10 protein-coding genes are annotated in these 13,465 nt (G+C 73.0%); 3 read left to right on the top strand and 7 right to left on the bottom strand.

All coding sequences use genetic code 11. The features are described from left to right. Positions 1-46 precede the first annotated feature (46 nt). The 4 genes from WMF33_RS07575 to WMF33_RS07560 all read right to left on the bottom strand — a co-directional run bounded on the left by WMF33_RS07575 (position 47) and on the right by WMF33_RS07560 (position 3,623). A complete protein-coding gene (locus WMF33_RS07575) occupies positions 47-1,636 on the bottom strand; it encodes a glycosyltransferase (RefSeq protein ID WP_437336503.1) in 1,590 nt (529 codons plus the stop codon). A gap of 248 nt (positions 1,637-1,884) precedes the next feature. After that, positions 1,885-2,886, bottom strand: a complete 1,002-nt coding sequence (locus tag WMF33_RS07570) for a glycosyltransferase family protein (RefSeq protein ID WP_437336502.1) — start codon at positions 2,884-2,886, stop codon at positions 1,885-1,887. A 6-nt stretch (positions 2,887-2,892) separates the two neighbouring features. After that, the gene (locus WMF33_RS07565) at positions 2,893-3,021 is read right to left on the bottom strand and encodes a hypothetical protein (protein ID WP_437336501.1); all 129 of its coding nucleotides are present in this window, start codon (positions 3,019-3,021) and stop codon (positions 2,893-2,895) included. Further along, on the bottom strand, positions 3,018-3,623 hold the full coding sequence (locus WMF33_RS07560; RefSeq protein WP_437336500.1) for a DNA-3-methyladenine glycosylase I: 606 nt from the start codon (positions 3,621-3,623) through the stop codon (positions 3,018-3,020). The genes WMF33_RS07565 and WMF33_RS07560 overlap by 4 nt, the downstream gene beginning before the upstream one ends. A 224-nt stretch (positions 3,624-3,847) precedes the next feature. On the opposite strand from WMF33_RS07560, the gene WMF33_RS07555 reads away from it, so the two are divergent. After that, positions 3,848-5,356: a serine/threonine-protein kinase gene (locus WMF33_RS07555; RefSeq protein ID WP_437336499.1), complete on the top strand. Its 1,509-nt coding sequence runs from the start codon at positions 3,848-3,850 to the stop codon at positions 5,354-5,356. A gap of 58 nt (positions 5,357-5,414) precedes the next feature. Here WMF33_RS07555 and WMF33_RS07550 read toward each other — a convergent pair whose 3' ends face one another. The 3 genes from WMF33_RS07550 to WMF33_RS07540 all read right to left on the bottom strand — a co-directional run bounded on the left by WMF33_RS07550 (position 5,415) and on the right by WMF33_RS07540 (position 9,886). After that, a complete protein-coding gene (locus tag WMF33_RS07550) occupies positions 5,415-6,704 on the bottom strand; it encodes a glycosyltransferase family 4 protein (RefSeq protein WP_437336498.1) in 1,290 nt (429 codons plus the stop codon). A 283-nt stretch (positions 6,705-6,987) separates the two neighbouring features. Next, positions 6,988-8,988, bottom strand: a complete 2,001-nt coding sequence (locus WMF33_RS07545; RefSeq protein ID WP_437336497.1) for a nucleotide-binding protein — start codon at positions 8,986-8,988, stop codon at positions 6,988-6,990. A 1-nt stretch (position 8,989) separates the two neighbouring features. Next, positions 8,990-9,886 (bottom strand): hypothetical protein, encoded by an 897-nt coding sequence (locus tag WMF33_RS07540; protein ID WP_437336496.1) that lies wholly within the window; start codon positions 9,884-9,886, stop codon positions 8,990-8,992. A gap of 342 nt (positions 9,887-10,228) precedes the next feature. On the opposite strand from WMF33_RS07540, the gene WMF33_RS07535 reads away from it, so the two are divergent. Both WMF33_RS07535 and WMF33_RS07530 read left to right on the top strand, forming a co-directional pair. Continuing rightward, entirely contained in the window at positions 10,229-11,935 is a 1,707-nt protein-coding gene (locus WMF33_RS07535) for a DUF1592 domain-containing protein (protein ID WP_437336495.1), read from the top strand. Then, complete coding sequence (locus WMF33_RS07530; RefSeq protein ID WP_061626811.1) at positions 11,935-13,320, top strand: DUF1552 domain-containing protein; 1,386 nt, start codon at positions 11,935-11,937, stop codon at positions 13,318-13,320. The genes WMF33_RS07535 and WMF33_RS07530 overlap by 1 nt, the downstream gene beginning before the upstream one ends. Positions 13,321-13,465 lie beyond the last annotated feature (145 nt).

Below are 13,465 nucleotides of genomic sequence, written 5' to 3'. Positions count from 1 at the left end.
GAGGCGCGCACGGCGGCCAATGGCGAGAACGACCTCACGCGCAGAATCACGCGCAGAACGACGGCTGGATGCCCTTCGGCCGCGGCGCCGCGGCCGGGCGCAGGTGACCGAAGGCGAACAGGCCGCCGGTGAAGCCCACCCACGAGCGGAAGTGCCGGAAAGTCTCCCACCACTGGAGCGCCTTCGGCCCCTCGACGAGCGGCCGGATCCCGGCCTCCCGGGCGTGCTCGCGCGCGTTCACGAAGGCGTTCGCGAGCATCCGCTGCACCACGATCGGCGAGGACCGCTCGCGCGCGCGCTGCGCCGCCGCGCTCCCGAGCCGCGCGGCGGCCTGCGGATCGCGCGCGAGCGCGAGCGCGGCGTTGCCGAACGCGGCGTTCGCCCTGTCCTCCGCGAGCGCCCCGCGGCCGGGATCGAGCAGCAGGCCGTTGTAGCCGCTCTGGATCTGCGAGCTCACGCCCATGCCGTCGGCGAACGCCACCGTCGGGGAGCCGCACCAGAGCGCCTCGCTGAGCACGTTGCCGAACGTCTCGCTCAGCGACGCGTGCAGGAAGGCGGTCGCGTGCCGGTAGTAGTCCGAGATGCGGCTGTACGGCACCTCGCCCGTCATGATGACCCGCCGGGCGACGCCGAGCTCCCGCGCGAGCGCCGCGTACGCCGCGCTGTCGGGCCCGTCGCCGACCAGCGTGAGCGTCGCCTGCGGGTGGTGCGGGGCGATGTGCTCGGCGAAGATGCGGATCAGGCGGTGCTGCGACTTCTCGCGCGTGTGGCGCCCGGCGCAGACGAAGCGCGGGCCGCGCACGTCGAGCCCGCGCTCCTCGAGCAGCGGCGCGTACGGGTCGGGGCCGAGCGGGCGATCGAACACGTCCTCCGGGACCATCCGCGGGATGACGTGGATGGGCACCGCCACCCCCCGTTCGCGCCAGTAGTCGCGCAGGCCCTCGCTCAGCACGACGAGCCCGTCGCCCTGGTTGTAGAGGTCCACGAAGAGCCGCTCCATCGGGGCGCGCAGCGTCTTGTGGAGCACCGTGTGGACCGCGCCGATCCGGGACACGCGCTCGGGCAGGAGCACGTCGTACGCGGCCGCGAGGTGCGTCGTGTTCACGCAGAGCAGCGGGATGCCGCGCATCTTGCGCAGCCAGATGCCGAACTCGACAAGGAGCGTCGTGGTCTGGGCGAAGCAGATGTCGAAATCCCACCGCATCGGATCGAACACGAAGGACTCCAGGGGCATCGGCAGGTGCACCCCCGGATAGGTGCGCAGCGGCAGGCTGGGCAGGGCGACGGTGCCGGGGGGCATCTCGTCGGCCGAGGCGTCCGGATCCCGGGGTCCGATCAGTGTTGCCTGGTGACCACAGGTGTTGAGCGCGCGATACAGGGCCCGCGTCTGGAAGACCGCCCCGTTCGCGTAAGGAATGCGCGTGAAGTCGCTGAGGATGGCGACCTTGAGCGGCCGCCCGTTGGCTCCGGAGAGGGCAGCGAAGGGATTTTCAGGAACAGCCGCCTGCGCCCGGGCGGGGGAATGCCCTCCCCGCGCCGGTCCCGTCGATGGAGTGTGGCGCACCGACGCGATCGCCTCGTGCTGTGCGCGATCGATGCGGTGCTCACCCAGCGGCCGAATTGCATCCATGGTCATCTTCGTTGCTCCTTCGAGAAGCGGCGCAGCCCTTCGTCAACGGCCGACGCGCGCGGCGCGACGGGCGATATGACGTTCGTGTCGCGCTCCTGGCAGCCGTGTCGTCCTGCGCCCGCGAGCGCAGCCTGCTGCTCGCCACAGCAGCGATTCCTCGCCCTCGTCACTCCGAATCGACGGGGACGTTTAGCAAACCTCGTGCCTATCTCACCACCTGCCATCGTCGCGCGAGTGCGAACACGGCGATGCACCTAGGCCATTCGGCGCGCCTCATCAAGCATGGCGAGCACGGCCGAGGGTGCGTCCGGCAGCGAGCCCGCGAGGTCGACGCGCGCGAAGTCGCCTGCGCGGACGCGATCGAAGAAGCGCGCCACGCAGCGCGACGAGAGCGACGCGAACGAGCTCGCGACGGCGACCCCCGCGGCCGCGGCCAGGCTCGCGTTGAGCGCCTGCTCGTGATCGCGCGCTTCGTGGAGGGCGAGCACCGGCTTGCCCGCGAGGACGCACTCGGCGAGCAGGTTGCTCCCGGCCGAGGCCACGACGGCGGACGCGGCGGCGAGGTGGGCGAGGAAATCGCGGCTGTCGAACGGCATCGCCCGCACGCCGGGCACGCGGAGGTCCGGGTCGCCGAACGCGATCACGCGCCGCCCGCCGGCCGCGACGAGCTCGATCGCCGCGCGCGCGTTGCGATCGCGGAAGTAGCAGACGACGGCGCCGGGCTCGACATCCTGCCCCGCGCCCGCGGGCGGCCGCCGCGGCGCCGGGCGCGCGACGATCGTGCGCGGCATCGCCGGCTCGGCGGGCAGGAAATGGACGGCGACCGCGTAGGTCCGCCGGGTGACGGCCCACGTGGTCCGGCGGCAGGCGAGCACCCCGAGGCGCGGCAGCTCCTCGGGCAGGTGGCAGCGCTTGAAGAGGAGGTCGTGGCCGAGCGCGACCGCGGGGATCCCGAGCGCGCGGGCGGCGAGCAGCGAGGGCACGTCGCCGTCGCTCAGGATGGCGTCGGGCCGGAAGTCCGCCTGCTCGACGAGCTCCCTGGCGAGGCGGCGCGGGAGCTCGATCGCGCCCCCGAGGCCGGGGTAGATGGGCCGGACGAGGCGGTGCTCCGGGAGGGCGCCGAGCAGATCCGCCGCCTGGCCGCCGCCGTAGATCCTGAGCTCGTGGCCGCGCTCGCGGAGCGCTCCCGCGATCGCCAGCGCGCGGCTCGCGTGCCCGCGCCCGCGGCCGTGGACGTAGTAGCCGATCTTCGCCACGGGCCCTCAGGGCTCGCGCGGCGCGGCGCCGCGATCGCGCGGGTGATCGCCCATCCGGACGCCGGAGCCGCCCGGCGCCCGGTCGCCATGGTCGTGCTGCCCCTCGGGGACGACGCGCGCGCGCCCCTGCTTCATCGCCGCTTCTTCCCCGCGCCGGCCCGAGCGCCGGCGATGGCCTTCACCTGCTCGTACCGGAAGCAGCTCACGAGGTGATCGTTGACCATCCCGGTCGCCTGCATGAGCGCGTAGCAGATGGTCGAGCCGACGAACTTGAAGCCGCGGCGCGCGAGATCCTTGCTGAGCGCGTCCGAGATCTCCGTCTTCGCCGGGACCTCCGCGAGGGCGCGGAACGCGTTGACCACGGGCGCGCCGCCGACGAAGCCCCAGAGGTACGCGTCGAAGCTGCCGTGCTCGCGCTGCACCTCGAGGAAGCGCTGCGCGTTGACGACGGCCGACGCGACCTTGAGCCGGTTGCGCACGATCCCGGGGTTCGCGAGGAGCTTCTCGACGCGCGCGGGCGTGAAGCGGGCCACGCGGGCCGGGTCGAAGCCCGCGAACGCCTCGCGGTACGCCGCGCGCTTGCGCAGCACGGTGAGCCAGCTGAGCCCCGCCTGCGCGCCCTCGAGGATCAGCATCTCGAAGAGCGCCTGGTCGTCGTGCAGCGGCACGCCCCACTGCTCGTCGTGGTAGGCGACATACTCGGGATCCGCGGTCACCCACGGGCATCGCTCCGGCATCGCGCGGCACTGTAGCAGCTTCCTCTCCGCGCGATTCCGCGCAATCTTGCGCGATCACGCGCGCCGCTCCGCGGGGGCGACGTGCGCTTTGACTCCCCGCCAGCGCGGCGCTCCAATGCGGCCTGCACCCTGGGCCGCGCCGCACCATGAACGCCTCGAGCAGCTCTCATCCGACGGGATCCCAGGGAGCCTCCGGCCCGAGCTCGACGGAGGAGCGCCGCGCGATGGCGCGGGGGCTCCCCACCGCGCTGGTGACCTGGCCCACCTTCGCGGCGCTCGACGTGTTCGTCGTGCTGGCGGTGTTTCCGAGCGCCTCCGTCGCGCGGCTGCTGCTCTACCGGCTGTTCGGCGAGATCATCCTGCTCTGGCTCTACCTGCTCGCGCGGCGCGGGCAGACCTCGGCCGAGCTCCTCGACGCCGCCCACGTGTTCGCGGTCTGGAGCACGGGGGGGCTGATCTCGGTGATGGCGCTGGAGTTCGGGGATCTCACCTGGAACTACATGCACGGGCTGTCGATCGTGATGCTCGTCGACGCGACGATCCTGCCGACGCACTTCACGCGCTCGCTGCGGATGACGCTCCCCGTGGCGCTCAGCTTCCCGATCATCATGGGCGCGGGGGCGTCGCTCGACCCATCGCTCGCGGCGCAGTGGACGTCGCCGCGGTCGCTCGTCGTCTTCGCCTGCAACTACATCTTCGTGCTCGCCACCGCGATCCTCGTGTCGGCGGCGAGCCACGGCCTCTGGTCGGCGCGCCAGCAGGTCTACGAGGCGCGCAAGCTCGGCCGCTACCGGCTCGTGGCGCCGGTCGGCCGGGGCGGGCAGAACGAGGTGTGGCTCGCGTGGGACGAGTCGCTCCGCCGCGACGTGGCGCTGAAGCTGCTCCGCAGCGAGAGCAAGTCCGAGGGCGACGTGCGCAGCTTCGAGCGCGAGGCGCGCGCGACGAGCCGGCTCACGTCGCCGCACACCATCCGGATCTTCGATTTCGGGGCGAGCAGCGACGGCATCTTCTACATCGCGATGGAGCACCTGGCCGGCGCCGACCTGGCCACCCTGGTGCGCGATCACGGCCCGATGCCCCCCTCGCGCGTCGTGCACTTCGCGCGGCAGATCTGCCTCTCGCTGGCGGAGGCGCACGACGCGGGCGTCATCCACCGCGACATCAAGCCGCACAACCTCTACATCACGCGCGTCGGCGACGAGCACGACGTGCTCAAGGTGCTCGACTTCGGGATCGCGAAGCAGGTGACCCTGGAAGGGGACGCGAGCATGACGGACGTCGGCGTGATCAAGGGAACGCCGACCTACATGTCCCCGGAGATGATCTCGGCCGGCGCGGTCGACGCGCGCAGCGACATCTACTCGCTCGGGGTCACGCTCTATTACCTGCTGACGGGGGTGGCCCCGTTCGAGGGCCGGAGCTTCGGCAAGCTCGTCTACTCCCACATGACGATGCCGCCGATCCCGCCGTCGCTGCGCGCGCCGTGGCCGCTCTCGTCGGAGCTGGAGGAGGTGGTGATGCGGTGCCTCGCCAAGCGGCCCGGCGACCGTTACCAGAGCGCGCGCGAGCTGCTCGCGGCGCTCGAGGCGTGCGCGCCGGAGCCGCCCTGGACGCCGGAGGACGCGAGGAGCTTCTGGGCCGCGCGCGCCGCGATGCCTCGCGCCGAGCCGCCGCCCCCGGATCCGGGCCCCACCGTGCGCCTTCGGCCGGACAAGGCCGTGCCGGTGACCTGAGGCGGGCCCGCGCCGAGGCGGGCCCGGCCGCGCGGCCTCCTCGCGCAGCGCGGCCTCCTCAGGCCTGGCTGACCGCGACCTCGGGGAACCGCCGCGAGGCGGGCGGCGGCGCCCAGCGCGTGGACGGAGGGTGCTGCCCGTCGAGCTGGAGCGCCGGGCGCTTCTCGACGATCGCCGGCAGCGGCCGCTCGCCCCGCGCGGCGAGGATCGAGTTGTAGAAGGCGCGGGCGCTCTCGTCCCACCCCTTGCACCCCGAGATCGCCGCGATCCGCTCGGGATCGTACGGCGCGTGCGCCGCGCGCACCATCGCCTGGGCCAGCGCGCGCAGATCGCCGGGCGAGACGAGCTCGCCGAGCTCGGGGCTGCTCAGCACGTCGGGGATGCCCCCGACCCGCGTCGCCACCACGCGGCGGCCGGAGGCGATCGACTCGATCACGACGTTCGGCGTGCCCTCGTGGTGGCTCGGCAGCACCAGCGCATCGCAGGCGGCGACCCAGCGCGCCACCTGGTCGTGCGGCAGGCGCCCCGTCAAGAGGACGCGGTCGCCGAGCCGCTCCGCCGCCGCGCGGCAGGCTTGCTCGTCGGCGCCGCTCCCGACCAGCACGAGGTCGATGTCCGGGTGCGCCGCGGCGATCCGCTCGAAGGCGGCGATCGCGTCGAGCGCGCCCTTGTCGCGGAGCAGGTGGCCGACGTAGAGCAGCATCCGGCGGTCCGCGGCGCGGCCCAGCGCGGCGCGGGCCTCGCCCCGGTCGCGCGGCCGGAACATGGCGCGATCGACGCCGTTCATGACGACATCGATGCGATCGCGCGGGACGCCGAGCGCGTGGACCCCCTCGGCGAGCTGCTTGCTCACGGCGACGACGCGCGTCGCGCGCCGGAGCCCCCACTCCAGCGCGGGCCGCACCGCCGGCTGCTGGGAGAGCACGTCGATGTCCGAGCCGTGCACCTTGACGACGGCCGGGACGCCGAGCAGCTCCGCCAGGCACACCGCGGCGAAGCCGTCCGGGTAGGCGAACGATCCGACGATCACGTCCGGCGCCGGGTGGTGCCGCGCGAGCTCGAAGAGCATCGAGGCCGCGTAGAGCGGGCCGTTGAGGTACGGCGCGACCTTCGGCAGGTACAGGAACCGCGGGTGGCGCACCGGCAATCCCTCGATCACCTCCTCGCGAGGCGCGTTGTCCGCGATTGACCACCTGGAGAACCTGGAGGCCCCCGGAAACCAGGGGATGGTGGCGAAGACGTCGATGTCACAATAACGCGACAGCGCGGCGAACTGCCGCCGGTTGAACGGCGCCTGGCCGGGGTTCATCGCGTTCGGGAAGACCTTGGTGATAAGCAGGATGCGCATACCTCTGCTCCTCCGGACTCGCCCGCAGGCTCGACAGGAGTCCTCCAAATAGGGGGGTGCGCGGCTCGCGCGCGGTCGAGCCACGGTCAGCAGAGAACATGCCACCTCGGAGAAGCTGGAAACGAGGCCGGAATGGCAGCGGCAGGCCCGCGCCAGCGACGAGCGAGCATCCAGCCTGCCTCAGGCGAGGCAATTTTGCACAGGACCGGCTGGGGTCGCCTGCGTGAGACAGTTCAGCAGACACCGGGTTTGTACATCAGGGCGCCAATTTTACAACCCTGGGCTACAGGGAAAGCTTCGTCAGAAACGCATCCCCCTGGCCCGCGCCCGAGAGCGCCCCGTGACCGAAGTTGATCTTTCCGTAGAAGCGGCCGGCGAGCAGCACGCTCGCTCCTGAGCCCGCCGCGACATCCAGGCCGACCTGCGTCTGACCGTCCCCGAACAGCGAGCTGAACAGGTGATCGCCCGCGGGGCCGAGCTTGACCAGGTAAACGTCGGTCTTGCCCCGGCTCGTCAGCAGCCCGCCGCCGAAGTCCGCCGCGCCGAAGAGCGGCCCCGCGAGCATGATGTTGCCGGCGGCGTCCACGTCGGCGCTCGCGCGCGCGCCCGTCTCGAAGTCGGTGAGCAGCTGGTCCTCCGCGTCGCCGAAGCGCCGGCTCAGGACGTGCGCGCCGTCGCTGGAGAGCCGGGCGACGTACAGGTCCCGCCCGCCGGCCGTCGTCAGCCGCCCGCCGCCGAAGTCGATGGTCGACGCGAACGTGCCCGTGAGCACCACGTCGCCCGTCGCCTCGTGAACCGCGACGTCGTGGGCCTCGTCGGCCTCGGCGCCGCCGAACCGGGCGCTCCAGAGGTGGTCGCCCGAGGGGCTGAGCTTGGCCACGAAGACGTCCGAGAGCCCCGCGCTCGCGAGCGGCGCCCCGCCGAGATCGATCGAGCCCGAGAAATGGCCCGCGACGAGCAGGTTGCCGTCCGCGTCGGCCGCGATCGCGTGGGCGTAGTCGTCGCCCTCGTCGCCGGCGCGCAGGGCGAGCAGCGTGCGGCCGTCCCCCGGGGCGAGCCGCAGCACGAAGGCGTCGCGCAGGCCCGCGCTCGTGAGCACGGCGCCGTCGACGTCGACCGCGCCGTGGAAGCCGCCCGCCACGAGGACGTTGCCCGCCGGATCGACGGCGACGCGATCGCAGCGATCCGCGCCGGATCCGCCGATCATCCGGCTCCAGACGTGCTCGCCGCCCGCGTCGAGCTTGACGACGAACACGTCGTCGCCCCCGTGCGACACGAGCACGCCGCCGCCGAGGTCGACGCTGCCGAACGCGCGGCCCGCCACGACGACGTCGCCGGCCGGGTCGACCGCGAGCGCCATCGCGAACTGGTTGCCGTCGCCCGCGAAGCGCTTGCTCCAGAGGTGCGTGCCGAACCTGTCGAACTTCGCCACGTACGCGTCGGCGCCCGTGGCCGTGAGCGGCCCGCCGCCGAAGTCGACCGTGCCCTCCATCTGGCCGGCCACGAACACGTTCCCGTCCGCGTCGACGGCCACGGCGCGGGCGTACTGGCCGTTCGCGTCGCCGAAGGCGCGGCTCCACACCTCCTCGCAGGCGGGCGCGCGCCCGTCGCAGTCCTCGTCCTCGGGCGTGTCGCACGCGTCGAACGCGGGCAGGACCTCGCCCGTGCACGGGCCCCACGACGTGCCCTCGGCGTTGCAGGTGCGGGTGCCGTCCGCGCAGCGCCCGACGCCGCGCGTGTCCTCCGCGCCGGAGTAGCACGCCTCCTGCGCGCCGGGCGCGCACACGCACCCGGGGCAGCCGCAGTCGGGGCCGCTGCACGCGGCCGGCGCGAGCTCCGCGATCCACGCGGCCACGCACGCGAGCTCCTCGGACGAGTACGGCGCCCCGCCGAGCGGCATGCGCGCGCCGCAGGACGGCGCGTCCGTGAGCTTCGCGTAGAGCACGCTCTCCTCCGGCCGGTCGGGGTCGGCGAGCACGCCCGCGCAGCTCTGGGCCGGGCGCCCGGCGACGCGATCGCCGACGCCGAGCGTGACGAGGTCGAGGGCGGCCGCGGGCTCGCCCGGACCGTGGCAGCTCGCGCCGCCGCAGCGCTCGGCGAACACCGAGGGCACGTCGGCGCAGTCGGCCGGCGGGCGGTCGTCGGGCGTCTCGAACCGCGCCTTGTCGTCGATCCTGCCGGGACACCCCGCGAGCAGCGGCAAGGCCGGCGCGGCGAGCGCGGCCGCCGTCCAGAAGCCGCGGCCGAGGCCGGACGCGCCGCGCGCCGCGCGCGCTCCGCGCACCTCAGTACCCATAATAAGCGACCCCCAGGTGAGCGGCGAAGAGCTGATCGAGCGCCCCACCGGCGATGTACGGGTCCCCGGGCTCGGCGTCGAAGTCGTAGAAGAACCGCGCGTACGACGCCCCGGCGCGCGCCTCGAGCCCCGGCGCGAACGGGACGGCGACCGCGACGCGGAGGTCGACGCCGCCGGCGCTGGGCTCGCGGAAATACGACGCGAGCGCGCCCATCGAGAGCGGCGCCTGGTAGCCCGCGCCGGCCTCCAGCGCGACCGGGCCGACAGGGAGGCGGCCGTCCGCGCCGAGGCGCAGGGCGACGTAAGACACCGCCGCCGCGTCGCGCGACGGGTCGCCGGTCGGCGCGACATCGAAGTCGGTCCAGCAGAGTCCGCCGCTCGCGAACAGGACCGGACCAGCCTGCCCGGCCGGGCGGTAACGGCCCTTGAGCCCGGCGTGCAGCCGGCTCAAGGAGGTCGATACGCTCGCTCCCCCGGCGCCCTCCGAGTCGAGGCCGACGGCGCGGGCGTACGAGAGGGCGATCCCGAGATCGCGGAGCACCGGCAAGGCGCTGCGCGCGAGCGGGTACAGCTCCGCTCGGAGCGACGGCATGGGCACGCCGAGCACCTCGTAGGTGCGGAGGTTCTCGGAGAGCAGGTCCGTATAGGACAGCGTACGACCCGCGATCTCGAGATCGACTCCAGCGCTGAAGAGCTCGGTGCCCACGGCGGCCCCCTCGGCGGGTAGAGCGCGCCCCTCGTCGCGCTCCGCCGCCTCGGGGCGGAGCGCCGCCGCGGCCTCGGTGGCGCGCGCGGAAGACGGCGCGGCGAGCGCCGCGAGCGCCGCGCCGAGCAGCGCGGCCGCATGGGAGCGGCGCGCGCGGCGCCGCGATTGCGCGGGAAACACAGGACAGGCGCGCGTTCGCCTCGTTGGCATCGAGCGCGAGCATAGTCGCTCTTCACGTCGCGGGTCGAGCGTCGCTTTCGAGATACCGAGTCGGCGACGCCCCGCGGAGATCCGGGGCAATCCGCCGCGAACCGCGGCGAACCGAGCCCGCGGTAAGGCGAGCGCGCATGGGAGGATCGCATCGGCCCCAAGCTCCCACTTGATTCGCCCCCTCCTCGCGCGGCGCCTATCCTGGAGGAGTGGATTGCCATAGGCTCCCTGGAAGATGGCGAGAGGGCGCGCGCGGCACGGCGGCGCGCGATCCCGCCGTCGGCTCCTCTCCGCGCTCGCTGACGAGGCATCATGGCTGAACCACGAAGTCTCCGCTGGCCCATCGGCCTGCTCCTCCTCGCCTCCTGCACCGGTCAGTACGGCGATTTGCCCGCGCACGACGGCGACGGCGAGGCGACGGCCCCGCTGTGCACCGCGATCGAGCCCGGCGAGTCGCCGCTCCGGCGGATGACCCGCGCGGAGTACGACAACACGATCTTCGATCTCCTCGGCGACGACAGCCGCCCTGCGAGGGACTTCGTGCCTGAAGAGGAGTCGCTCGGCTTCAACAACCAGGCGGCGGCGCTCGTGGTGAGCCCGCTGCTCGCCGAGCAGTACATGACGGCGGCCGAGGGCGTCGCGGCGCGCGCGGTGGGCAAGCTCGTCCGCGAGGCGCCCGCGTGCCTCGAGGCCGCGGCGGGCGAGGCGTGCCGCGGCGAGGTCGCGGCGCTCGTCGCGTCGTTCGGCAAGCGGGCGTTCCGGCGGCCCCTCGCCGACGACGAGATCGCCGACTTCGTCGCGCTCTTCCGGCGCGGCATCGCCCTCGGGGACACCCCCGACGACGCGTCGACCGGCCTCGCGCTGGTCCTCCAGGCGATGCTGCAGTCGCCGCACTTCCTCTACCGGGTCGAGCTCGGCATGCCGGATCCGGTGGAGGACGACGTCGTGCCGCTCACGTCCTACGAGATCGCCTCGCGGCTCTCCTACCTGCTCTGGGGCACGATGCCCGACGGCGCGCTCTTCGCCGCCGCCGAGCGGGGGGCGCTCGGCACCGCCGCGGAGATCGAGGCGCAGGCGCGGCGCATGCTGGAGGACCCGCGGGCGCGCGAGGCCGTGAAGAGCTTCCACCGCCAGTGGCTCGGGCTCGCCAAGATCGACGAGATCGCCGCGGGCGGGAAGGATCCGAAGCTCTACCCCGAGTACAAGGACGAGCTCTTGCCGCTCTTCCAGGCCGAGACCGAGGCGTTCCTGGACCACGCGATCTTCGAGCAGGACGCGAGCGTGAGCGCGCTGTTCACGGCGCCGTACTCGATGATGAACCGGGAGCTCGCCGCGTTCTACGGCGTCGAGGGCGGCCCGAAGGGCGACGCGTTCGAGCGGGTCGAGCTCGATCCGTCGCAGCGCGCCGGCTTCGTGACGCACGCCGGGCTGCTCGCGCTCTACGCGAAGCCGAACCGGTCCTCGCCGGTCCACCGCGGCCGGTTCGTGCGCCAGAGCCTGCTCTGCCAGATCCCGCCGCCGCCGCCGGACGTGGTGCCGGAGCCGCCCATGGTAGACGCGACGAAGACGACCCGCGAGCAGTTCGCCCAGCACGTCTCGGATCCGGGGTGCAAGAGCTGCCACACGCTGCTCGACCCGATCGGGTTCGGCTTCGAGCACTACGACGCGCTCGGCCGCTGGCGCGACGCCGAGAACGGCATCCCCGTCGACGCGAGCGGCGAGCTCACGCAGACCGACATCGACGGCCCGTTCGACGGGGCGGTCGAGCTCGCGCACCGGCTCGCAGAGAGCGAGCAGGTGCGCGCGTGCGTGGTGAAGCAGTGGTTCCGCTTCGGCTACGGCCGCGCCGAGCAGAGCGAGGACAGCTGCAGCCTCGCGCAGGCGACGCAGGCGTTCGAGGCGTCCGGGTACAACATCCGGGCGCTGCTCGTGGCGCTCACCCAGACCGACGCGTTCCGCTACCGGCGCATGATCCGCGCAGCAGGCGCCGCAGAGGGCGGCGCAGAAGGAGAGCCGTGATGAAGCCGTTCCGACTCAGCCGCCGCGCCGTGCTCCGGGGCCTCGGCGGCGCGGCGCTCGCGCTGCCGTTCCTCGAGGTGATGGGCTGCTCGAAGCGGCTCGCCCCCGCGTCGGAGCAGACCGGGCGGGCCGCGTTCGGGGCCGAGTTCCCGAAGCGCTTCGTCGTCATCTACACGCCGAACGGCACCGTCCCGCCGGACTTCTGGCCGACGTCGTCGCAGCTCAAGAACGGCGAGGAGCTGTCGCCCATCCTGGCGCCGCTCAAGGACCACAATGAGGATCTGCTGGTCCTCGGCAACGTGAGCGCGCTGTCGGCCCTCGTGGGGCCGGGCGACGCGCACCAGAAGGGCACGGGGCAGTGCCTGACCGCGCGCCCGATGCAGGAGGGCGATTTCCCCGGCGACGCCGGGCTGTCGTGCGGCTGGGCCGACGGCATCTCGGTCGACCAGGAGATCGCGAACCACATCGGCACGAGGACCAAGTTCCTGTCGCTGGAGCTCGGCGTGCTCGTCTACGGCGCGAACGTGGGCGCGCGCATCGCCTACCGCGGCCCGGCGCAGCCGCTGCCGCCGGAGAACAGCCCTTACGCCGCGTTCGACCGCCTCTTCTCCGATCTGGCGGTCACGCCCGAGACGGCGACCCAGAAGACCGAGCAGCGCAGGGCGGTGCTCGACAAGGTGGCCGCCGACTACAAGCGGCTGCAGAGGCGCCTCGGCGCGGCGGATCAGGAGAAGCTCGCCGGGCACCTCGCGTCGGTGGAGGACATCGCGTCGCGCCTCGACCGCGGCGTGGCGCCGACCTCCGCGGCGTGCGCGCAGCCGGAGCTGACGCCGGACGTCGACCCGGACAAGGTCGCGAGCATGCCCGAGGTCACGAGGCTCCAGCTCGATCTCATGGCGATGGCCCTCGCCTGCGATCTGACGCGCGTGGCGAGCCTCCAGTTCACGAACTCCGCGACGACGAAGGTGCTGAGCTTCCTCGGCCCGGACATCAGCGAGGGCCACCACCCGATGGCGCACAACGGCTACGCCGACCCGGTGAACCGCCAGCGCCTCACGAAGATCAGCCGCTTCTACGCCGAGCAGCTCGCGTACCTCATCGCGAAGCTGAAGAGCATGCCGGAAGGGAACGGCTCGGTCTTCGACAACACGGTGATCTTCTGGACGAACGAGCACGCCGACGGCAATCACCTGCGCCAGAACATCCCTTATGTGCTCGCCGGGAGCGCGGCCGGTCACTTCAAGACGGGCCGCTTCGTCTCCCAGGCGAAGCAGGTCGGGCACAACGACCTGCTCGTGTCGCTGCTCCAGGCGATGGGGGTCGACACCGAGTCGTTCGGCGACCCGAACTACTGCACCGGGCCCCTGAAGGGGCTGACCAGCTGAGGGGCAGAGGCGACGGCGCGCGGAGGGCGCGCGATCCAGGCCCATCTCCCCGGGTCGGTGCGCAGGGACGTCCTGACGGCACGCCGCGAAGCAGGAAGCGGTACGGCGTACGCGCTCGCGCCGCGCGAGGGCTGCTGATATTCGT

The sequence above is a fragment of the Sorangium sp. So ce394 genome, from assembly GCF_051474665.1.
Taxonomy (GTDB): Bacteria; Myxococcota_A; Polyangia; order Polyangiales; family Polyangiaceae; genus Sorangium; species Sorangium cellulosum_D.
The sequence above is the reverse complement of the archived record's forward strand: the minus strand, read 5'-3'. Positions and strand labels throughout refer to the sequence as shown.

What these genes read in the sequence shown, in the direction of transcription:
- WMF33_RS07550 (WP_437336498.1), bottom strand. Translation starts at nt 6,704, where the DNA reads ATGCGCATCCTGCTTATCACCAAGGTCTTCCCGAACGCGATGAACCCC.
- WMF33_RS07565 (WP_437336501.1), bottom strand. Translation starts at nt 3,021, where the DNA reads ATGAAGCAGGGGCGCGCGCGCGTCGTCCCCGAGGGGCAGCACGACCAT.
- WMF33_RS07555 (WP_437336499.1), top strand. Translation starts at nt 3,848, where the DNA reads ATGGCGCGGGGGCTCCCCACCGCGCTGGTGACCTGGCCCACCTTCGCG.
- WMF33_RS07560 (WP_437336500.1), bottom strand. Translation starts at nt 3,623, where the DNA reads ATGCCGGAGCGATGCCCGTGGGTGACCGCGGATCCCGAGTATGTCGCC.
- WMF33_RS07530 (WP_061626811.1), top strand. Translation starts at nt 11,935, where the DNA reads ATGAAGCCGTTCCGACTCAGCCGCCGCGCCGTGCTCCGGGGCCTCGGC.
- WMF33_RS07535 (WP_437336495.1), top strand. Translation starts at nt 10,229, where the DNA reads ATGGCTGAACCACGAAGTCTCCGCTGGCCCATCGGCCTGCTCCTCCTC.
- WMF33_RS07575 (WP_437336503.1), bottom strand. Translation starts at nt 1,636, where the DNA reads ATGACCATGGATGCAATTCGGCCGCTGGGTGAGCACCGCATCGATCGC.